The sequence below is a fragment of the Leclercia pneumoniae genome, assembly GCF_017348915.1.
Classification (GTDB): domain Bacteria; phylum Pseudomonadota; class Gammaproteobacteria; order Enterobacterales; family Enterobacteriaceae; genus Enterobacter; species Enterobacter pneumoniae.
Window position 1 is genome coordinate 380911 of the sequence record NZ_CP071383.1, and the last position, 20592, is coordinate 401502.

The window sequence follows — 20592 nt, forward strand, 5'->3', positions numbered from 1 at the left end:
CTGCCGCGACAGGAGAGCGAGGATAATTACATAAATACGACAGCCACCAGCGTGACAACGGTCAGGATCGCCGCCAGACCATAAAATACCCACTTACCGTTTGGCACATGGATTTTCAGGTCGTGCATGGCATGATGGATACGGTGTAACCCACACCATAGCGGCAGAACGATCATCAGGAAGATGAAGACGCGACCGATGAAGCTGTGGGCAAAAGCGAGTACTCGCTCATAGCTCAGGGCATCACCGGGATACAGTCCCAGCGGCAGCATAATTCCCACCAGCAAGATGATCGCAGGCGCGATAATGGCGCACCACATGCCGCCTGCGCCAAATAGCCCCCAAAAGAGAGGTTCATCAGATCGTTTTGGATTTTGATTGATCATACTGGCCTCCTTACCAGAACAGGGCAACGCCAAGGATCACCACAGTCACAACGGCTGTGACTACCCAAAGCCCTTTGATCACAGGCTCTGGCCCCATTTTTTCGCCTTTGACGATAATATTGGCCGCTTTAGGCGCCAGCTCAAACCAGGTTTTGGTATGTAGCAGCGCGGCCGCCAGCACAATGATATTTAGCAGCACCACTATGGGGTTTTGCAGGAAACCCACAAATCCGGCCCAGGATTCCGGACCGTGCTTCAGGGCAAACAGGCCGTACATCAATTCAATGCTGAACCACACCGCGGGGACTGCCGTACCTTCGCGCAGCATGTAAAAGCGATAAAACGGCAGATTTTTCCACCAGGTGGACGGCACTGGCCGTATATAGGCTTTGCGTTTAGTCGTCATTACGCACTCCTTAGCGTGGTTTCAGGGTGGCGATAAGAAAGTCTTTCGAGCTTTCAACTTTACCCTGCTGGATAGCGGCGGCCGGGTCGACGTGCTTCGGACAGACTTCCGAGCAGTAACCCACAAACGTACAGGTCCAGACGCCGTTCTGGCCATTGAGCTGTGCCATACGCTCTTTTTTACCGCGATCGCGGCTGTCTTCGTTATAGCGGTGTGCCAGCGTGATGGCGGCCGGGCCGATGAACTCCGGGTTCAGGCCAAACTGTGGGCAAGCAGCGTAACAGAGGCCGCAGTTGATGCAGCCGGAGAATTGATGGTATTTCGCCATCTGTGCCGGCGTTTGCATATTCGGCCCCTGATCCGGGGTGCGTGGGTTACCAATGATGTACGGTTTAATTGCCTCCAGGCTTTCGATAAAGTGGGTCATATCGACAACCAGGTCGCGCTCGATCGGGAAGTTGCCCAGGGCTTCTACCTTGAGGCCTTTAGGGTAATCTCGCAGGAAGGTTTTACAGGCAAGCTTCGGCACTTTATTGACCATCATGCCGCATGAACCGCAAATCGCCATGCGACATGACCAGCGGTAGCTCAGGTCCGGGGCCAGATTATCTTTTATGTAACCGAGCGCATCCAGCAGGGAGGTTTGCTCGTCATAGGGCACTTCATAGAAAGCGCTGTGTGGTGCGGAATCCACTTCCGGGTTGTAGCGCACCACTTCAACTTTCAGCGTTTGCATCTCAGCCATTCGCCGTCTCCTTCTTATCGGCTGCTTCCGCTTCTGCACCGTACACACGCTTCGCCGGTGGCAGCGTAGTAATCTTCACATCGCTATAGTCCAGACGCGTTGTGCCGTCTGCATCGCGATAAGCGAGGGTATGCTTGAGGAAATTGACATCGTCGCGCTCGGTGCAGCCTTCATCCAGACGCTGATGCGCGCCGCGTGACTCTTTGCGCGCCATTGCAGAGTGAGCCATACATTCGGCTACGTTCAGGCCGTGGCCCAGCTCGATGGTGTACAGCAGGTCGGTATTGAACACGCTGGAGGTGTCGGTAATACGTACGCGTTTAAAACGCTCCTGGAGCTCCGCCAGCTTGTCGATGGTTTTCTGCATGAGCTCAGGTGTACGGTAGATGCCGCAGCCCTCTTCCATGGAGAGGCCCATCTCATCGCGGATCTTCGCCCAGTTTTCACTGCCTTCCTGGTTAACGAGCGCTTTCAGGCGTTTTTCGACATCCGCAGCCTGTGCATCCAGCGCGGCACTATTGGCCTCGCCTGAGGTTGCTGCTCGCGCCATCGCTTTTTCGCCTGCCATGCGGCCAAAGACTACCAGTTCGGCCAGCGAGTTGGACCCCAGACGGTTTGCCCCGTGCAGGCCTACAGAAGAGCATTCGCCCACGGCAAACAGCCCCTGAATACGGGTTTCACACTGCTGATCGGTTTCAATGCCGCCCATGGTGTAGTGTGCTGTCGGGCGTACTGGGATGGGCTCTTTCACGGGGTCCACGCCCACGTAGGCTTTCGCCAGTTCACAAATGAACGGTAGGCGTTCAAGTAACTTTTTCTCGCCCAGGTGACGAAGATCCAGCCAGACCACATCGCCGCGCGGCGTCGGAACCGTGTTGCCTTTACGCCACTCGTGCCAGAATGCCTGAGACACCTTATCGCGTGGGCCAAGCTCCATATATTTATTCTTCGGCTCGCCGAGTGGAGTCTCAGGGCCCATGCCGTAGTCTTGCAAATAACGGTAGCCATCTTTATTGATCAGGATCCCGCCTTCACCGCGGCAACCCTCCGTCATCAAAATGCCCGAACCCGGCAGGCCGGTAGGGTGATATTGCACAAATTCCATGTCACGCAGCGGCACGCCGTGGCTGAGCGCCATACCCATGCCATCGCCGGTAACGATGCCGCCATTGGTGTTATAGCGATATACCCGGCCTGCACCCCCGGTCGCCATCACCACCGCATTCGCGCGGATCTGCACCAGCGTGCCTTCCATCATATTCATCGCCACCAGGCCGCGCGCTTGCCCGTCATCGACCAGAATATCCAGCACGAAGTGCTCATCGAAGCGGTGAATTTGTGGGAACTGGAGGGAGGTCTGGAAGAGGGTGTGAAGCATATGGAAGCCGGTCTTGTCGGCGGCAAACCAGGTGCGCTCAATCTTCATGCCACCAAAACGGCGCACATTGACGCTGCCGTCCGGGCGGCGGCTCCACGGGCAACCCCACTGTTCCAGTTGCGTCATCTCGGTTGGGCAATGATGTACGAAATAATCGACGACATCCTGCTCGCAAAGCCAGTCGCCCCCGGCGACGGTGTCGTGAAAATGGTACTCAAAGCTATCATGATCCTGCGCAACGGCGGCAGAACCGCCTTCCGCGGCAACCGTATGGCTGCGCATGGGATAAACTTTGGAAATCAGAGCGATTTTGGCGTTCGGATTGGCCTGCGCTGCAGCAATTGCAGCGCGTAATCCTGCTCCGCCAGCGCCAACGATGGCGAGATCGGCTTGAAAGGTTTGCACGACATTCCTCCAGATATTGTTATTTCGCATCACGGCGACCATCAAGAGGGTTCTTTTCCGAATGGGCGGATGCAAAAACGATTCCACTGCTCCTTTATGGGTAAAGCAGTATAGCCGCACAGACGTGAGGGAAATTTGACGTGTTCGATTTTTTTGCGGTTCTACCGCGCGATTTATCATCGTGATTGATGAATTGCGACACGCAATTAATGTCCTAAATAAAAAATGGCTATTTCACTGTGCAAAATTTGTCTCCGCTCGGGGTAACGAGTAGACTTCGTCCCCTTGTCTGAAATCGGAGAAAATCTCATGAGCGAAACGGCCACCTGGCAGCCGAGCGCATCCATCCCAAACCTGTTAAAACGCGCAGCAATTATGGCGGAAATTCGCCGTTTCTTTGCCGATCGCGGTGTGCTGGAGGTGGAGACGCCCTGCATGAGTCAGGCGACGGTGACTGATATTCATCTGGTCCCGTTTGAAACCCGTTTTGTTGGACCTGGCCACTCTCAGGGGATGAACCTCTATCTGATGACCAGCCCGGAATACCACATGAAGCGCTTGCTGGCGGCGGGTTGTGGCCCGGTATTCCAGCTATGTCGTAGTTTCCGTAATGAAGAGATGGGACGTCATCACAACCCTGAGTTCACCATGCTGGAGTGGTACCGTCCGCATTACGATATGTATCGCCTGATGAACGAGGTGGATGATCTGCTGCAGCAGGTTCTGGAGTGTGCAGAAGCCGAAACGCTCTCTTATCAGCAAGCATTCCAGCGCTATCTGGAGATTGATCCTCTTTCAGCGGATAAAACCCAGCTACGTGAAGTGGCAGCCAAACTCGATCTGAGCAATGTGGCGGACACAGAAGAAGATCGCGATACCTTACTGCAGCTGCTGTTTGCCTTTGGCGTTGAGCCACAGATTGGTAAAGACCGCCCGACTTTCGTCTATCACTTCCCGGCAAGTCAGGCCTCGCTCGCGCAGATCAGCACCGAAGATCACCGCGTTGCGGAACGTTTTGAGGTCTATTACAAGGGCATTGAGCTGGCGAATGGCTTCCACGAATTAACCGATGCTCGTGAACAGCAGCAACGTTTCGAGCAGGATAACCGCAAGCGCAATGCCCGCGGTCTTCCGCAGCAGCCTATTGATACTAACCTGCTGGACGCATTAACAGCCGGTCTTCCGGACTGTTCCGGCGTCGCGCTGGGCGTAGACCGTCTGGTGATGCTGGCGCTGGGCGCCGAGCAACTGGGCGACGTGATTGCCTTTACGGTCGATCGCGCGTAATTCTTTTTCACCCTCTCCCGCAGGAGAGGGTGAAGGCGTTACAAACTTCCCGCCGGACGGGAACGCGCCGCCGACGTCAAGGTTCTTCCCGTCTTACGCCCATCCAGACTTTCCAGACGCATCTGGAAAGGCGGGAACGGCATTTCCAGGCCATGCTCGCGGAAGCCAGCGAGGATCAGCTGGTGGATTTCATGACGCAACGGCATACGATGGCCCATTTCAGCGGCATAAATGCGCAGTTCAAAGATCTGTATCCCCTGCTGAAGGTCAACAAGGAAGACTTCCGGTTCCGGTGTGTTGATCACCAGCGAGCAGCGATCGGCCGCCGTATAGAGGATCTTTGTCACCTCTTCGCTGTCAGCATCGGAAGGGGCGGGCACGGTTAAGACCACACGCGTCACCGAATCCGACAGTGACCAGTTGATAAACTGCTCGGTGATGAACGCTTTATTCGGCACGATGATCTCTTTGCGATCCCAGTCGCTGATGGTGGTCGCGCGGGTATTGATCTTCGTAATACTGCCCGTCAAATCGCGGATCGTCACGGTATCGCCGATACGAATCGGTTTTTCGAACAGGATGATCAGGCCAGAAATGAAGTTGGCAAAAATCTCCTGCAAACCAAAGCCGAGCCCCACACCCAGTGCGGCGACCAGCCACTGCAGTTTCGACCACTCAATACCAATCATCGAGAAACCGACCAGCCCACCCAGCAGCAGGATCAGGTATTTGGTGATGGTGGTAATGGCGTAGCCGGTGCCTGGCGTGAGATCCAGATGCTGCAGCAGGGCGAGTTCCAGCAGGGCAGGGAAGTTCCGTACCAGTTGGGTGGTGATAATCAGCACCAGAATTGCGATCAGAACGGCGCCAAGCGTGATCGGTTCAAGGCTCTCAACGCCCTGGACGGTTGAGGTGGCATCCCACAGGGAGATGTTCTCAAGGAAGCCAAACGCCGAGTGAATTTCAGACCACAACACGATCACTGACAGCAGGGCAATCAGCATCAGAATGGAACGCACCAGACGCAGAGACTGGGTACTGATGGCATCAAGGTCCAGCTCAACCTCATCAATCTCCGCGGTGCCTTCAGTGCTGGTGGTATGCTGCGGTTCGTCCTCACCACGGGCGCGCTGAGCAAGAATTTCCGCGCGGCGATGTTTAGCCCGATCGAAAGCCAGACGCCGCCGCTGAATCAGCATCCAGCGACGGATAATATGATACACCACCAGCAGCAAGAACCAGATGGCGACCGAGGTCTCAAGACGGGCCAGCAGGGCCTGTGCGGTAGCCAGATAGCCTACGGCAGAGGCCAGAATGGCAACCAGCGGAGCGCTGAGCAGCATATTCCAGAGCAGACGGTTAAACATATTGTCGCCGCTGCCGGTTTTATCGACATAGAGCGGGATCCCCGCACGCTTCAGGCTCAGGGTAACTATCGCCAGCGCACCACAAATCAAAATAAAGCACAGGCGGCCAAGCGAGCCAGAGAACTCTCGGTCGCTCAAGTTATCGAACATGATCAGCGCCATGATGAGCGGCACAATCAGCCCGATGCTCATCAGGTAGTAACGCATCGCTCGTGTGACGCGGTGACGCGGCCAGGCGAAGTGGGTAATAAAAAGCCCATTGGGTCTGGCAAATGTGGCGCAGATCATAACGACCCATAGCAGCGGTACCGTGGCGGTTACCCCATCGCCGATCGCTACGGCCAGCGGATAAGGCCAGGCTTCACGCAGACCATAACCCAGCGTCATCCACAGCACCGGCAGGGGTGATGCCACCAGGATAGACCAAAACACGGTGCGCAGAGTGAGCCAAAAATGGTCTTGCGTCACTTTCCCGACTTTAGCGCTAGAACGTTCCAGGAAGCGAGTAAAGTGGCGGCGGGAGTAGATACTGCATCCGACCAGAATCAGCGCCCCCAGCAGCGGGAATATGGTCTCCTTGCTGGTCAGCATCATGATGCTGGCTTTGCCGAGTTGATTGACAGTATCCAGCGAGATGAGGCGCCGTAAATCCTGCACAATTTCAATCGGCCAGGAGATGGTCATTGGGCGTACGTCAGACGTCCAGAACAGATAGCGGTGGGTCGCCTCGTTCACCTCTTTCAGCGCATCTTCGAGCTGGCTGTTAGACACCTTCAGCTTGGTTAGCTCCAGAATCAGGGTATCACCACCCTGTAAAAGCGAGTTCAGCAGTTCGCGCTGAGTACGCAACTGGGCTTCCAGAATGCGGTTCTGCTCGGCTGTCAGCGGCGCGCCGTCGGCCTGGCGGATCTGACGTAGCTGCGGCTGTTTGTTGAGTTGATCCTCATAGCGCAAACGCTGCACTCGCAGCTGCGCCAGCTCGGTATCAAGCTGCTGGGGTTTCGGCATTTCAGGCAGACGTGCCACCTGGGCACGCAGGGCTTCACCAAGCAGATTCGACGATCCCAGCCACTGAGACTGTTCGCGCAGGGTATTTAGCGCCTGGCGTACCTGTAAAGTTTGATTGGTGGCCTGACGCTGCTGCGATGCGACCAGATCCATCCGCTGGGCCTGCTGGTTAAGGGCAGCCGACAGCTCACGGTTCACTTTGAACTGGGCGATCAGGTCCGGTGGCAAGTTGGCGCTGTTTTCAGCCAGCAGTTCTGTGCTCTCCAGCGCGCGTTCTGCTTCGCGCTGGCGCTGGCTGTTTAACTGATTACGTAGGGCCTGTAAGTAGCCATCAAGCTGTTGGCTCTGCTTCTGCGCAAGCTCAGAGCGCATGCGCGCCAGTTCCTGACGGTTATTCGCAGACAGCTGTGCCAGCTCAAGTTCATCCACCAGCGCTTTGAGTTTGGCGGACTCGGCCTGAATGGCGATATTTTGCGCCTGACTCTGGGCTGTGTTGCCGGCTTGTGTTCCTACGCGTCGCTCAACGTCATTAAGCTGTCGGCGGGCGTCGGTTTGCTGTTGCGGCAGTTGGTTCAGGGAGTCGCCGATTTCACGGGCGCGCTCTTGCTCTTGCTGCGCCTGACGGCTTTTTTCCAGCAGTTGGCTACTGACCTGCAGGATCTCCTGATTGAGGGCGTCGGTGGTCATTCCCACTGGCACCTCACGCGGTTCATCGCGCAGATTATTCAGCTGAGAGCGTAACGTCTGAGAGAGTTTGGGGAAGTTATCGATAACCTGCTGATATTGCTGAGCGCGCTCGAGGGAACCTTTACGCTCCTCGAGGGCGTTCAGTGCGGTCTGGAGTGCCTCAACGGCTTCAGGCTGCGCGGGTTTAGCCGCTTTCGCCTGCTCCAGCTCCTGGGTTATCTGTTTGGCATCAGGGGCCGTCGCAGCGTACGCCCCCGTACTGAGGCACCAGGCCATCAGAAAAATGATAATCGGGCGCACGTCAGCGGTCCTTTAATTAGCTTTCAGCTTTCTTATCGTCAACAAGCGGGCTGGCGTCAAGTTCAGCGGCAATCTCTTCCTCAGCAAGCGGGGCAGGTTCCGCGTCCGGCGTAACGAAGGTCTCGGTAGAGAGGGCTAACGGTTGACCAATCTTCGTTACGGAGAGGCTCTGCAACGACTCGACCAGATCCACCTTGCCCGGTGCGAACAGGTTGATAACGGTCGAGCCGAGCTTGAAGCGACCCATCTCCTGGCCTTTCAGCAGAGCGACGGAACCTTCGCTTTCACCTTCAGGCCATGTCCAGCGCTTGATCACGCCTTCACGCGGTGGCGTGATGGTGCCAGCCCAGACGGTTTCAATGCTGCCCACAATGGTCGCACCGACTAAAATCTGCGCCATGGGGCCAAATTCAGTATCAAACAGGCAAATGACGCGCTCGTTACGGGCGAACAAATTCGGTACGTTCTGCGCGGTCAGGTGGTTGACGGAAAAGAGGTCGCCCGGTACGTAGATCATTTCGCGCAGAATACCGTTACAAGGCATATGCACACGGTGGTAGTCGCGCGGTGACAGATAAGTGGTTACGAAAGAGCCATTGCGGAACTTGTCAGCCATCAGGTAGTTACCTGCCAGCAGTGCTTCCATGCTGTAGTTATGGCCTTTCGCCTGCAAAATCTTATCTTCTTCGATTTTACCTAACTGGCTGATGACCCCATCGGCAGGCATGACCAGGACATTTGGGTCGGTATTCAGTGGGCGAACTTCGTCGCGCAGCGGGCGAACAAAGAAGTCGTTAAAGGTGCGGTAGCTGGCTGTATCCGGCTTCTGCGCCTCTTTCATGTCGACCTTGTAATATTTTACGAACAGGTCGATTACCAGCTTTGTCAGCCAGCCCGCTCGTTTGCTCGCGCCCCAGCCCGCCAGGCGAGTGAGCCACAGTTTTGGCAGAATGTATTGAAGCGAAAGTTTAAATGAGTTTAACAAGGTAGCCTCCAGGCCATTGTTTTGTCGTTCCTGATCCGGCTGTTAACAGCCGGAACCTGAAAATGGGGGACGATTTTAGCGACGCTAAGCTTAGTTGTCAGTCATCAGATTCAGAAAAGCTTTTACGCGTTTTTACCTGAGACATGCTTTCGAGAATGCGGTGATAGTTTTCGAAACGGGTTTCCGCAATGTCACCGTTTTCGACCGCTTCGCGAATTGCGCAGCCAGGGTCGTTATCATGCTTGCAGTCGCGGTATTTACAAGCGCCTAAATAGTCATGGAATTCGACAAATCCGTTAAAGATTTGTTCCGGTTCGAGGTGCCATAAACCGAATTCGCGCACGCCAGGCGAGTCAATCACGTCGCCGCCGTGAGGGAAGTGATACAGGCGTGAGGCGGTAGTGGTATGTTGGCCAAGTCCGGAGACATCCGAGACATCATTGGTCAGGATCTCTTTCTGCAGCCCCAGTAAGTTATTTAGCAGGCTCGATTTACCCACGCCTGATTGCCCGGCAAAGATACTGATACGGTCAGTCAACGCTTCTTCCAGCGGTAACAGTCCATCTTTTTTATGGCTGGAGACCATCAGTACCCGATAGCCAATCTTGCGGTAAATATCCATTTGTTCGTTCACGAACGCCATGCCTTCGTCGTCGAGCAGATCGATTTTATTCAGTACGATCAACGGCTCAACTTGCAAGGTTTCGCAGGCCACCAGATACCGGTCGATGATATTCAACGACAGCTCAGGCAAAATGGCCGAAACGATGACGATCTGATTGATATTGGCGGCGATCGGCTTAACGCCGTCGTAGAAATCAGGGCGCGTCAGCACCGACGTGCGCTCATGTACCGCCTCTACGATGCCTTTTACCAGCACCCCTTCCGCTGCCACTTTACCTGGACGCCAGACGACGCGATCGCCGGTAACCAGTGAACGGATGGTGCGACGAATATTGCAGCGGTGCACGCTGCCGTCTTCAGATTCCACATCGGCGTGCATACCAAAGCGGCTAATAACCGTGCCTTCAGCCGTATCGCCAAACAGGTTGTCATCGTAGTCGGCTTTCTCCGCAGTGGTTTTAAGACGACGCTGGTGATTGGCTTTCACCCGGCGCTGCTGCCCCTTGGAGAGTTTATTTTTACTCAATCGTGCTGGCTCCTGGTCGCCCGTAACGGGCAAAACCTCTATGATACACACTAATCAATACTAGTTAACCTGCCGCGGCGGGTTATGCGAGAAGGGTGGAAAATAACATGAGCGCGGATGAAAATAACCTGATTTGGATCGATCTTGAGATGACCGGGCTGGATCCCGAGCGCGATCGCATCATTGAGATCGCAACCCTGGTCACCGATGCGAACCTCAATATCCTGGCGGAAGGACCGACCATTGCGGTTCATCAAAGCGACGAACAGCTGGCGCTGATGGATGACTGGAACGTGCGCACCCATACCGGCAGTGGGCTAGTGGATCGTGTCAAAGCCAGTACCCAGGGCGATCGCGAAGCGGAACTGGCCACCATTGAATTTCTGAAACAGTGGGTACCTGCGGGTAAATCGCCGATATGTGGCAATAGCATCGGGCAGGATCGCCGTTTTCTTTTTAAATATATGCCCGAACTGGAATCGTACTTCCATTACCGCTATCTGGACGTCAGCACTTTGAAAGAGCTGGCGCGTCGCTGGAAACCTGAAATCCTGGATGGCTTCAAGAAGCAGGGCACGCACCAGGCAATGGACGATATTCGTGAGTCAGTGGCGGAGCTGGCATACTATCGCGAACACTTTATTCAGCTCTGATTCAGGGCGTTGCCGGGTAGTGCTTGTGCCTTACCCGGCCGTCAGAAGGGCTACATGGTGTAAAAACGCGCAAAGCGATGAATATTCCATCACTTGAACTGAATTTCTAAAAAAACGCTTTGAGGGGGGTTGCAGCTAAAAGGATTTCTCGTATAATGCGCCTCCCGTAACGACAGGATTTATTCGTTACGACAGCAACAGATTTGCGGGAATAGCTCAGTTGGTAGAGCACGACCTTGCCAAGGTCGGGGTCGCGAGTTCGAGTCTCGTTTCCCGCTCCAAAATTTGTTCGCTACGCAGTAAGACCACCCAAGCGGGAATAGCTCAGTTGGTAGAGCACGACCTTGCCAAGGTCGGGGTCGCGAGTTCGAGTCTCGTTTCCCGCTCCAAAATTTGTTCGCTACGCAGTAAGACCACCCAAGCGGGAATAGCTCAGTTGGTAGAGCACGACCTTGCCAAGGTCGGGGTCGCGAGTTCGAGTCTCGTTTCCCGCTCCAAATTTTCTCTCCTCTTAGATATCCACAGCGAGAACCCTCGCCGCGGGTGATTTGTATTGTTTCTGAAAAACTTTCCTCAACAGACTTATCCACAGGTTTGGCCGATTTCCGTCAATATGTAAAAACTTCGCCTGGTGAATAGTATCTTTATAACTCACTGAAATTTGGCAATAAAATTTCATTTCAAAATGTTATGGCGATCTCTTGACCTGTAAGCTACCCATGATGATTCCTCGGTTTTTAATTTTATTCACAGGGTGTGAATATATCACGCATCCCGCGGTAACCCTTTTTCGATCACCCTTACAAGGCGTTGTTTTTGCGGTTGCTGCACTTCGATAACGCACGCATTTCGCTTCTCAATCTGCTGCGCAATCGCCCATTCGATGTGTTCATCGAGAAGTGGGTGCTCACCTCTACGGCTTTCCAGCGCCTGAATATTCGCCTCGCTCCAGGGGGCATTGCCCAGCGCCACTGCGACATTTCGCAGCCAGCGCAAATGGCCGATGCGGCGAATAGCCGAACCTTCCGTCACCTTTAAGAACCAGGCTTCGCTCCAGGCAAACAGCTCGACAAGCGGTGGGGCATGTAGCGCCTTACGCGGGCTGAAATCATCTTCATCCGTTAACTGTGAATAGCGGTTCCAGGGGCAGATCAGCTGGCAATCATCGCAGCCGTAAATACGGTTGCCGATAAGCGGTCGGAACGCTTCAGGGATGGCCCCTTCCAGTTCAATGGTGAGATAAGAGATACAGCGGCGGGCATCCACCGTGTAGGGCTCAACAATCGCTCCCGTAGGGCAAATGGTCATGCAGGCCACACAGCGACCGCAGCCCTCTTCAACCGGGCTATCCACCGGGAGAGGGAGATCGATCAGTAACTCACCTAAAAAAAAGAACGAACCGGCATCACGGCTCAGGATAAGTGAGTGCTTACCAGTCCAGCCGAGACCGGCTTTTTCCGCAAGCGGGCGCTCAAGAATAGGCGCAGAGTCGACAAAGGGTCTAAAATTCAGCGAATCGCAATGCTGCTGAATGATTTCGCCCAGTTTTTTTAGTCGGTTACGCAGAAGCTTATGATAATCACGCCCCAGGGCATAACGGCTCACGTAACCTAATGTCGGATCTTTCAGCGTGCGGGCAAATGCCGCATTAGCGGGAAGGTAGTTCATGCGTACGCTAATGACGCGCAGGGTACCCGGTAAGAGTTCATGCGGACGGGCACGCATCATGCCGTGTCGCGCCATCCACTCCATTTCGCCGTGGTATTGTTTATCCAGCCATGCCTGCAGTTTTGGCTCGCTGGCAGAGAGATCGGTATCCGTGATGCCGACTTTCTGAAAGCCAAGCTCGGCGCCCCACTGTTTAATATTTAGCGCTAACTGATTGAGATCGAGGGGCTGTGACATGACGGACCATACTGTGAAGAAAAACCCCGCAAGTATACCACATTCCATCTGGCCTGCGGATGACCTCCGTCGCGCCGAAAAAGAGGCTGCTGATAGCCTTGGCATTACCCTTTATGAGCTGATGCAGCGCGCGGGCGAGGCGGCGTTTACCGTGGCGCGTGAAGCCTGGCCGGATGCAGCACACTGGCTCATCCTTTGCGGGCACGGCAATAACGGCGGCGATGGCTACGTGGTGGCCCGGCTGGCGCTTGCCGCCGGGTTTAGCGTCACGCTGCTGGCATTAGAGAGCGACCACCCTTTACCAGAAGAAGCCCAGGCGGCAAGGGACGCCTGGCTTAACGCGGGCGGTGTCATTCATGCTCCCGACGTATGCTGGCCAGAAGAGGTCGATCTGATCATTGATGGGCTGCTTGGTACCGGGCTTCGCAGCGCGCCGCGCGACCCGGTTGCCGCGCTGATTGACCATGCTAATGCGCATCCCGCGCCCGTGATGGCGCTCGATATTCCCTCGGGATTACTGGCTCAGACGGGGGCCACACCTGGTGCGGTCATTCAGGCTGCCCGGACGGTGACCTTTATCGCGCTAAAACCCGGTCTGTTGACGGGCAAAGCGCGGGACGTAGTCGGCAAGCTTCACCATAACGCCCTCGGGCTAGACGCGTGGCTGGCAGGGCAGGAGACGGCAATGACCCGCTTTGAGGCCAGTCAGTTGTCAGACTGGCTGGCACCGCGTCGGGCGACCTCGCAAAAAGGGGACCACGGTAAGCTGGTGATTATCGGTGGCGATCACGGTACGGCGGGGGCGATACGGATGACGGGTGAGGCTGCCCTGCGTGCAGGTGCAGGTCTGGTACGCGTGCTGACGCGCGCAGAGAACATCGCGCCTATTATCACTGCCCGGCCAGAGCTGATGCTGCATGAACTGACCGCGCACTCACTGGAAGAGAGCCTAGCCTGGGCGGATGTCGTGGTGATTGGACCCGGGCTCGGCCAGCAAGCATGGGGCAAACAGGCGCTGCAGAAAGTTGAAAACGTCCGGAAACCGATGCTCTGGGATGCCGACGCGCTGAACCTTCTGGCAATCAATCCGGATAAACGTCACAATCGCATCCTGACGCCACACCCTGGCGAGGCCGCGCGGCTGCTAAATTGCAGCATCGCAGAAATTGAAAGCGATCGCTTACTTTCTGCGCAACGTCTGGTACAACGTTACGGTGGTGTTGTCGTTTTAAAAGGGGCGGGAACCGTTGTAGCCTGTGAATCAGGCGCGCTGGGCATTGTTGATGCCGGCAATGCGGGCATGGCGAGCGGCGGTATGGGTGATGTACTCTCCGGTATTATCGGCGCGTTGCTCGGACAAAAACTTCCCCTTTACGATGCCGCCTGCGCGGGTTGTGTAGCCCATGGCGCAGCAGCCGACAAATTTGCCGTTCACTACGGCACGCGCGGTATGCTGGCCACCGATCTTTTTGACACGCTGCGGCGTGTTGTAAACCCGAATGTGATTGATGTAGAAAATGACTAATCGAGTGATTCCATTACCTGACGAGCAGGCCACTTTAGCACTGGGTAAACGTCTGGCAGAGGCTTGCCAGGGCGCAACGGTGATTTATCTGTATGGCGATCTGGGCGCGGGGAAAACGACCTTTAGCCGCGGTTTTTTACAGGCGCTAGGCCACAAGGGTAACGTAAAAAGTCCCACTTACACCCTGGTTGAGCCCTACACGCTTGAAAATTTAATGGTTTACCATTTCGATCTGTACCGTCTTGCGGATCCCGAGGAGCTGGAATTTATGGGGATCCGCGACTATTTTGCCAACGACGCCATTTGCCTGGTGGAGTGGCCGCAACAAGGTGCGGGTGTCTTGCCTGACCCGGATGTCGAAATCCACTTAGATTACCAGGCGCAAGGGCGTGAGGCTCGCATCAGCGCAGTCTCCTCATCAGGCAGTTCCCTACTGGCGCGTTTAGCCGGTTAAGCGAAGGGATGACGGGATGTTTAATCGCGTTAAAAATTGGTTATTAGCAGCAACGGTATTGCTTTGTGCACAAGCCGGAGCGGCCACACTTTCGGATATTCAGGTGTCGAATGGCGATAGCCAGGCGCGGATTACCTTCAGTTTTATGGGCGATCCTGAATATGCTTTTTCACAGCCTGATAGCCGCAGCGTGGCGCTGGATATCAAACAGACGGGCGTGATTCAGGGGCTGCCGCTGCAATTCAGTGGTAACAATCTGGTGAAAACCATCCGTTCGGGAACACCGAAGGATGCCCAGTCGCTGAGGCTGGTGGTCGATCTTACGGAAAAGGGTAAAACCCTGGCGGTGAAGCAGCAGAACGGTGCGAACTACACCGTGGTCTTCACCATCAAAGCCGATACGCCGCCACCGCCACCACCGCCGGTTGTCGCGAAACGCGTGGAGACCCCCGCTTACACGCCACGGCCCGCAGAGCCTGCCCGTAACCCATTCAAATCGGGCAGCGATCGTATCACCACCGTGACCAGCAGTAATACCGCGACCCGGCCTGCGTCCAGTGCGCGTCGTGCCGTCACGGGCGATAAAGTGATTATTGCTATCGATGCCGGCCACGGTGGGCAGGATCCAGGGGCGATAGGCCCTGGCGGTACGCGTGAGAAAAACGTCACTATCGCTATTGCCCGTAAGCTGCGTACGCTGCTGAATAATGACCCGATGTTTAAAGGCGTGCTCACCCGTGACGGCGACTATTTCATCTCTGTGATGGGGCGCTCTGACGTCGCGCGTAAACAGAATGCGAACTTCCTGGTCTCTATTCATGCTGATGCCGCGCCAAACCGGAGTGCGACGGGGGCTTCGGTCTGGGTGTTGTCCAACCGTCGCGCCAACAGCGAAATGGCGAACTGGCTGGAAGAACATGAGAAACAGTCCGAGCTGTTAGGCGGGGCGGGCGATGTGCTGGCAAACAGCCAGTCCGATCCTTACCTTAGCCAGGCGGTTCTCGATTTACAGTTCGGCCATTCTCAGCGCGTCGGGTATGATGTAGCCACTAACGTACTGAGCCAGTTAGACGGTATCGGAGCCCTGCATAAGCGTCGCCCTGAGCATGCGAGTTTGGGCGTACTGCGCTCGCCTGATATCCCTTCCATTCTTGTAGAGACCGGGTTTATCAGTAACAACGGCGAAGAGCGTCTGTTAGGCAGCGACAGTTATCAGCAACAAATTGCCGAGGCGATTTATAACGGGCTGCGCAAGTATTTCGATGCCCATCCACTCCAGTCTGCGCCGCAGGGTGGTGTCGGACAGACCGCCAGTGCCGAACTACCGGGCGGGATAACCGCCACTAACTAAGGAGCATTCATGCCGATTCAGGTTCTGCCGCCGCAGCTTGCGAACCAAATCGCCGCCGGCGAGGTGGTAGAGCGCCCGGCATCGGTCGTGAAAGAGCTGGTTGAAAACAGCCTTGATGCGGGGGCCACCCGCATTGATATCGATATTGAACGCGGTGGGGCCAAGCTGATCCGCATTCGCGATAACGGCTGTGGCATCAAAAAAGAGGAGCTGGCGCTTGCGCTGGCGCGTCACGCCACCAGTAAAATTGCCTCGCTTGACGATCTTGAAGCCATAATCAGCCTCGGTTTTCGTGGTGAAGCCCTGGCCAGTATCAGCTCCGTCTCCCGCTTAACGCTGACCTCACGTACGGCTGAGCAGCAAGAAGCCTGGCAAGCCTATGCGGAAGGACGCGACCAGGACGTGACGGTAAAGCCTGCGGCTCACCCGGTGGGAACCACGCTGGAAGTATTAGATCTCTTTTACAACACGCCGGCGCGTCGCAAGTTTATGCGCACTGAAAAAACCGAATTCAGCCATATCGATGAGGTCATTCGCCGAATCGCGCTGGCACGTTTCGACGTGACTCTCAACCTAAGCCATAACGGTAAAGTGATGCGGCAATACCGCGCTGTCGCACAAGGCGGACAGAAAGAGCGCCGTCTTGGTGCCATCTGCGGTACGCCATTTCTTGAACAGGCTCTGGCCATCGAATGGCAGCACGGGGATCTAACCCTGCGCGGCTGGGTGGCCGATCCTAAAGTAAGCAGCGCCGCGTTTGCCGAAATTCAGTACTGTTACGTCAATGGCCGTATGATGCGCGACCGGCTGATCAACCACGCCATCCGTCAGGCCTGTGAAGACAAGCTGGGCGCCGATCAACAGCCTGCTTTTGTACTCTATCTGGAGATCGACCCACATCAGGTAGACGTCAATGTTCATCCCGCCAAACATGAAGTGCGTTTTCATCAATCCCGGCTGGTGCATGATTTCATCTATCAGGGCGTATTGAGCGTGCTGCAACAACAGGCCGAGCCTGCATTACCGTTGGCAGACGAGCTCGTTGCACCCCGTGCGATACCTGAAAACCGGGCCGCTGCAGGACGTAACCAATTCGCCGAGCCGGTGGTGGCCAAAGCGCCATCTGCACCGGGGTATGCGGCCAGCGACAAAGCGTCGCGCGCGACGGGAGCAAACTACCCGCATGCGCATACGGGATACCAGAAACAGCAGGGAGCCAATTATCGCAAGCTGTTGGAAACTCCACCGGTTGAAAGACGTAGCGCCGATGTCGCGCCGACGGCCGACACGCTGGAAGGACATAGCCAGAGTTTTGGCCGCGTGTTGACGATAGTCGCCCCGGATATCGCTCTTCTGGAGCGCGACGGTAAGCTGGCGTTGCTGGCACTGCCGGTGGCGGAGCGCTGGTTGAAACAGACGCAGTTAACCCCTGGCGAACATCGCGCCTGTGCGCAACCGCTATTAATCCCGGTGCGTTTAAAGATAACCCCGGAAGAAACCCGGGTATTACAGCGTTTCCAGCCCCTGTTGGCAGAAATGGGCATAGAAACGGCAGTAGAGGCCCAGCATGTGACCCTTCGCGCGGTGCCTTTACCCTTACGCCAACAAAATTTACAAAACTTGATTCCTGAACTGATAGGCTACCTGGCGCAGCAAACGACCTTTGATGCAGCCAATACGGCACAGTGGATCGCACGCCATCTGGCCAGCGATCATCCTGTGTGGAGTATGGCGCAGGCCATCACCGTGCTGGCGGAGGTAGAACGCCTCTGCCCGCATCTGGTGAAAGCGCCGCCGGGCGGTTTATTACAACCTGTTGATTTACAATCGGCGAAGAACGCCCTGAAAGATGAGTGATGTAAGTAAGACTGGCCTGCCTAAGGCGATTTTTTTGATGGGGCCTACGGCCTCGGGCAAGACGGCGTTAGCCATTGAGCTTCGTAAAGTTTTGCCAGTAGAGTTGATCAGCGTGGATTCCGCCCTCATCTACAAAGGGATGGATATCGGCACGGCAAAGCCCAGCGCCAAGGAGCTGCGTGCGGCTCCACACCGTTTATTAGATATTCTTGACCCGGCCCTGGCGTACTCGGCGGCAGATTTCCGCCGCGATGCGCTGGCAGAGATGGCCAGGATCACCGAGGCGGGGCGCATTCCGCTTCTGGTGGGCGGAACTATGCTCTATTTCAAGGCGTTACTTGAAGGGTTATCGCCGTTGCCATCGGCAGACCCGGCGGTAAGAGCAAAGATTGAGCAGCAGGCAGCAGAGCAGGGATGGGGCGCGTTGCACCAACAACTGGAACAGATCGATCCGGTTGCTGCGGCACGTATTCATCCAAATGATCCGCAAAGGCTTTCCCGGGCACTGGAAGTTTTTTTCATTTCGGGTAAAACTTTAACGGAACTGACGCAAACGTCAGGAGAGGCTCTGCCGTATCAGGTGCATCAGTTCGCCATCGCCCCGGCGAGCCGTGAACTGCTCCATCAGCGAATTGAGCAGCGTTTTCATCAGATGTTAGCTTCAGGTTTTGAAGCAGAAGTGCGGGCGCTTTTTGCCCGTGGAGATTTGCATACGGACATGCCTTCCATTCGTTGTGTCGGTTATCGCCAGATGTGGTCATACATTGAAGGCGAAATATCTCATGATGAAATGGTTTATCGAGGTGTTTGCGCCACGAGACAGTTAGCGAAGCGCCAAATTACCTGGTTGCGCGGTTGGGAAGGTGTTCATTGGTTAGACAGTGAAAAACCGCAACAAGCGTTCAACGAAGTATTACAGGTTGTTGGTGCTATCACAGACTGAATGTGTACAATTGAGACGTATCGTGCGCAATTTTTCAGAGTCGCAAGATTCTAAGTACAAAACAAGCATATAAGGAAAAGATAGAATGGCTAAGGGGCAATCTTTACAAGACCCGTTCCTGAACGCACTGCGTCGTGAACGTGTTCCAGTTTCTATTTATTTGGTGAATGGTATTAAGCTGCAAGGTCAGATTGAGTCTTTCGATCAGTTCGTGATCCTGTTGAAAAACACGGTCAGCCAGATGGTCTATAAGCACGCGATTTCTACTGTTGTTCCGTCTCGCCCGGTATCTCATCACAGCAATAACGCAGGCGGCGGTTCCAGTAACTACCATCATGGCAGCAACGCGCAGGGTTCTTCAGCGCCTGCGCAGGACAGTGAAGAGACCGAATAAGGTTTCTGGCTGTTTTTTCCACGTCGGGGAGCCAGGTTTTCTGTGTTCCCCGCTGATCTTTTTTAAGGGGTTTACGCTTGTTTGACCGTTATGATGCCGGTGAGCAGGCGGTGCTGGTACACATCTATTTTTCGCAAGACAAAGATATGGAAGACCTCCAGGAGTTTGAATCTCTGGTCTCTTCCGCCGGTGTCGAAGCAATGCAGGTGATTACCGGTAGCCGTAAAGCGCCGCACCCAAAGTATTTTGTTGGTGAAGGTAAAGCAGTTGAGATTGCGGATGCCGTAAAAGCGACTGGTGCTTCAGTCGTGCTTTTTGATCACGCCCTGACCCCAGCCCAGGAACGTAACCTGGAGCGCCTGTGCGAATGCCGTGTTATCGACCGTACGGGTTTGATTTTAGACATCTTTGCCCAACGTGCACGTACCCATGAAGGGAAATTGCAGGTTGAGCTGGCGCAGTTGCGCCACCTGGCCACGCGTCTGGTGCGCGGCTGGACACACCTTGAAAGACAGAAAGGCGGGATCGGTTTGCGTGGCCCGGGTGAAACCCAGCTCGAAACCGACCGTCGCTTATTGCGTGGCCGTATAACCCAGATCCTCTCACGGCTGGAAAGAGTCGAGAAGCAGCGTGAGCAGGGGCGACGTTCCCGAATGAAAGCCGATATCCCAACGGTTTCGCTTGTCGGTTATACCAACGCCGGTAAATCCACCCTGTTTAACCAGATCACCGAGGCCCAGGTTTACGCCGCAGACCAACTTTTTGCGACCCTGGACCCAACGCTGCGCCGCATTAACGTGGCGGATGTGGGGGAAACCGTACTGGCGGATACCGTAGGGTTTATCCGTCATTTGCCACACGACCTGGTGGCGGCGTTTAAAGCCACCCTGCAGGAGACGCGTCAGGCGACCCTGCTACTGCACATAATTGATGGCGCGGATGTCCGCGTGCAGGAAAACATCGATGCAGTTAATACCGTGCTTGAAGAGATAGACGCGCATGAGATCCCATCGCTGCTGGTGATGAATAAGATCGACATGCTGGATGACTTCGAGCCCCGTATTGACCGTGATGAAGAGAATAAGCCGATTCGGGTCTGGCTTTCTGCCCAGACCGGTGTTGGTGTGCCACTGCTTTTCCAGGCTTTAACAGAACGTCTCTCCGGTGAGGTGGCTCAGCATACGCTGCGCCTCCCGCCACAGGAAGGCCGACTGCGCAGCCGTTTTTATCAGCTTCAGGCGATAGAAAAAGAGTGGATGGAGGATGACGGCAGCGTGGGGATGCAGGTGCGTATGCCGATCGTTGACTGGCGTCGCCTCTGCAAACAAGAACCTGCGCTGGTGGACTACGTCGTCTGACCAGAAAAGGTTTACACAAGGCCTGAAAAAATTCGCCCTTGCATAACA

General features: G+C 55.3%; 17 protein-coding genes and 3 tRNA genes. 12 read left to right on the forward strand and 8 right to left on the reverse strand.

From position 1 onward, the window contains the following. Nucleotides 1-26 precede the first annotated feature (26 nt). From frdD to frdA, 4 genes are read right to left on the reverse strand one after another with little or no spacing between them, the layout of a single operon-like run. Complete coding sequence (gene frdD, locus JZ655_RS01775; protein ID WP_040077519.1) at nucleotides 27-386, reverse strand: fumarate reductase subunit FrdD; 360 nt, start codon at nucleotides 384-386, stop codon at nucleotides 27-29. Nucleotides 387-396: 10 nt separating this feature from the next. Then, nucleotides 397-792 (reverse strand): fumarate reductase subunit FrdC, encoded by a 396-nt coding sequence (gene frdC, locus JZ655_RS01780; RefSeq protein WP_040077518.1) that lies wholly within the window; start codon nucleotides 790-792, stop codon nucleotides 397-399. 10 nt (nucleotides 793-802) lie between these two features. Continuing rightward, nucleotides 803-1537, reverse strand: coding sequence for a succinate dehydrogenase/fumarate reductase iron-sulfur subunit (locus JZ655_RS01785; RefSeq protein WP_207292851.1), 735 nt, complete (start codon nucleotides 1535-1537; stop codon nucleotides 803-805). Further along, on the reverse strand, nucleotides 1530-3320 hold the full coding sequence (gene frdA, locus JZ655_RS01790) for a fumarate reductase (quinol) flavoprotein subunit (RefSeq protein WP_207292852.1): 1791 nt from the start codon (nucleotides 3318-3320) through the stop codon (nucleotides 1530-1532). The genes JZ655_RS01785 and frdA overlap by 8 nt, the downstream gene beginning before the upstream one ends. Before the next feature lie 309 nt (nucleotides 3321-3629). Here frdA and epmA point away from each other — a divergent pair, with 309 nt between their 5' ends. Continuing rightward, nucleotides 3630-4607, forward strand: a complete 978-nt coding sequence (gene epmA / locus JZ655_RS01795; protein WP_040077514.1) for an elongation factor P--(R)-beta-lysine ligase — start codon at nucleotides 3630-3632, stop codon at nucleotides 4605-4607. A gap of 38 nt (nucleotides 4608-4645) precedes the next feature. Here the strand turns inward: epmA and mscM are convergent, their stop codons facing one another. The 3 genes from mscM to rsgA form a co-directional block, all read right to left on the reverse strand. Next, on the reverse strand, nucleotides 4646-7969 hold the full coding sequence (gene mscM / locus JZ655_RS01800) for a miniconductance mechanosensitive channel MscM (protein WP_046885479.1): 3324 nt from the start codon (nucleotides 7967-7969) through the stop codon (nucleotides 4646-4648). A 16-nt stretch (nucleotides 7970-7985) separates the two neighbouring features. Beyond that, nucleotides 7986-8954, reverse strand: a complete 969-nt coding sequence (asd, locus tag JZ655_RS01805; protein WP_040077511.1) for an archaetidylserine decarboxylase — start codon at nucleotides 8952-8954, stop codon at nucleotides 7986-7988. Nucleotides 8955-9051: 97 nt separating this feature from the next. Continuing rightward, nucleotides 9052-10104, reverse strand: coding sequence for a small ribosomal subunit biogenesis GTPase RsgA (gene rsgA, locus JZ655_RS01810; protein ID WP_040077510.1), 1053 nt, complete (start codon nucleotides 10102-10104; stop codon nucleotides 9052-9054). A 107-nt stretch (nucleotides 10105-10211) separates the two neighbouring features. Between rsgA and orn the strand changes: the two genes are divergently transcribed. The 4 genes from orn to JZ655_RS01830 all read left to right on the forward strand — a co-directional run bounded on the left by orn (nucleotide 10212) and on the right by JZ655_RS01830 (nucleotide 11254). Continuing rightward, nucleotides 10212-10757, forward strand: a complete 546-nt coding sequence (orn, locus tag JZ655_RS01815; RefSeq protein ID WP_207292853.1) for an oligoribonuclease — start codon at nucleotides 10212-10214, stop codon at nucleotides 10755-10757. Nucleotides 10758-10962: 205 nt separating this feature from the next. Next, nucleotides 10963-11038: transfer RNA gene (locus JZ655_RS01820), tRNA-Gly, on the forward strand. Between the two features lie 32 nt (nucleotides 11039-11070). After that, nucleotides 11071-11146: transfer RNA gene (locus tag JZ655_RS01825), tRNA-Gly, on the forward strand. Nucleotides 11147-11178: 32 nt separating this feature from the next. After that, nucleotides 11179-11254: transfer RNA gene (locus JZ655_RS01830), tRNA-Gly, on the forward strand. A gap of 268 nt (nucleotides 11255-11522) precedes the next feature. Here the strand turns inward: JZ655_RS01830 and queG are convergent. Then, the gene (gene queG, locus JZ655_RS01835) at nucleotides 11523-12662 is read right to left on the reverse strand and encodes a tRNA epoxyqueuosine(34) reductase QueG (RefSeq protein WP_207292854.1); all 1140 of its coding nucleotides are present in this window, start codon (nucleotides 12660-12662) and stop codon (nucleotides 11523-11525) included. On the opposite strand from queG, the gene nnr reads away from it, so the two are divergent. From nnr to hflX, 7 genes are all read left to right on the forward strand, one after another. Then, a complete protein-coding gene (gene nnr / locus JZ655_RS01840; protein ID WP_207292855.1) occupies nucleotides 12661-14187 on the forward strand; it encodes a bifunctional ADP-dependent NAD(P)H-hydrate dehydratase/NAD(P)H-hydrate epimerase in 1527 nt (508 codons plus the stop codon). The two genes, queG and nnr, sit on opposite strands and share 2 nt — an antisense overlap. Beyond that, nucleotides 14180-14641, forward strand: a complete 462-nt coding sequence (tsaE, locus tag JZ655_RS01845) for a tRNA (adenosine(37)-N6)-threonylcarbamoyltransferase complex ATPase subunit type 1 TsaE (protein ID WP_207292856.1) — start codon at nucleotides 14180-14182, stop codon at nucleotides 14639-14641. The genes nnr and tsaE overlap by 8 nt, the downstream gene beginning before the upstream one ends. 16 nt (nucleotides 14642-14657) lie before the next feature. After that, nucleotides 14658-15992: an N-acetylmuramoyl-L-alanine amidase AmiB gene (gene amiB / locus JZ655_RS01850; protein WP_207292857.1), complete on the forward strand. Its 1335-nt coding sequence runs from the start codon at nucleotides 14658-14660 to the stop codon at nucleotides 15990-15992. Nucleotides 15993-16001: 9 nt separating this feature from the next. Then, the gene (mutL, locus tag JZ655_RS01855) at nucleotides 16002-17849 is read left to right on the forward strand and encodes a DNA mismatch repair endonuclease MutL (protein WP_207292858.1); all 1848 of its coding nucleotides are present in this window, start codon (nucleotides 16002-16004) and stop codon (nucleotides 17847-17849) included. Further along, nucleotides 17842-18792: a tRNA (adenosine(37)-N6)-dimethylallyltransferase MiaA gene (gene miaA / locus JZ655_RS01860; RefSeq protein ID WP_207292859.1), complete on the forward strand. Its 951-nt coding sequence runs from the start codon at nucleotides 17842-17844 to the stop codon at nucleotides 18790-18792. Before mutL ends, miaA begins: the two co-directional genes overlap by 8 nt. A gap of 85 nt (nucleotides 18793-18877) precedes the next feature. Continuing rightward, complete coding sequence (hfq, locus tag JZ655_RS01865; RefSeq protein ID WP_032616179.1) at nucleotides 18878-19186, forward strand: RNA chaperone Hfq; 309 nt, start codon at nucleotides 18878-18880, stop codon at nucleotides 19184-19186. A gap of 77 nt (nucleotides 19187-19263) precedes the next feature. Continuing rightward, entirely contained in the window at nucleotides 19264-20544 is a 1281-nt protein-coding gene (gene hflX / locus JZ655_RS01870) for a ribosome rescue GTPase HflX (protein WP_207292860.1), read from the forward strand. Nucleotides 20545-20592: the final 48 nt, after the last annotated feature.

What these genes read in the sequence shown, in the direction of transcription:
- frdD (WP_040077519.1), bottom strand. Translation starts at nt 386, where the DNA reads ATGATCAATCAAAATCCAAAACGATCTGATGAACCTCTCTTTTGGGGG.
- frdC (WP_040077518.1), bottom strand. Translation starts at nt 792, where the DNA reads ATGACGACTAAACGCAAAGCCTATATACGGCCAGTGCCGTCCACCTGG.
- JZ655_RS01785 (WP_207292851.1), bottom strand. Translation starts at nt 1,537, where the DNA reads ATGGCTGAGATGCAAACGCTGAAAGTTGAAGTGGTGCGCTACAACCCG.
- epmA (WP_040077514.1), top strand. Translation starts at nt 3,630, where the DNA reads ATGAGCGAAACGGCCACCTGGCAGCCGAGCGCATCCATCCCAAACCTG.
- orn (WP_207292853.1), top strand. Translation starts at nt 10,212, where the DNA reads ATGAGCGCGGATGAAAATAACCTGATTTGGATCGATCTTGAGATGACC.
- nnr (WP_207292855.1), top strand. Translation starts at nt 12,661, where the DNA reads ATGACGGACCATACTGTGAAGAAAAACCCCGCAAGTATACCACATTCC.
- queG (WP_207292854.1), bottom strand. Translation starts at nt 12,662, where the DNA reads ATGTCACAGCCCCTCGATCTCAATCAGTTAGCGCTAAATATTAAACAG.
- tsaE (WP_207292856.1), top strand. Translation starts at nt 14,180, where the DNA reads ATGACTAATCGAGTGATTCCATTACCTGACGAGCAGGCCACTTTAGCA.
- amiB (WP_207292857.1), top strand. Translation starts at nt 14,658, where the DNA reads ATGTTTAATCGCGTTAAAAATTGGTTATTAGCAGCAACGGTATTGCTT.
- mutL (WP_207292858.1), top strand. Translation starts at nt 16,002, where the DNA reads ATGCCGATTCAGGTTCTGCCGCCGCAGCTTGCGAACCAAATCGCCGCC.
- miaA (WP_207292859.1), top strand. Translation starts at nt 17,842, where the DNA reads ATGAGTGATGTAAGTAAGACTGGCCTGCCTAAGGCGATTTTTTTGATG.
- hfq (WP_032616179.1), top strand. Translation starts at nt 18,878, where the DNA reads ATGGCTAAGGGGCAATCTTTACAAGACCCGTTCCTGAACGCACTGCGT.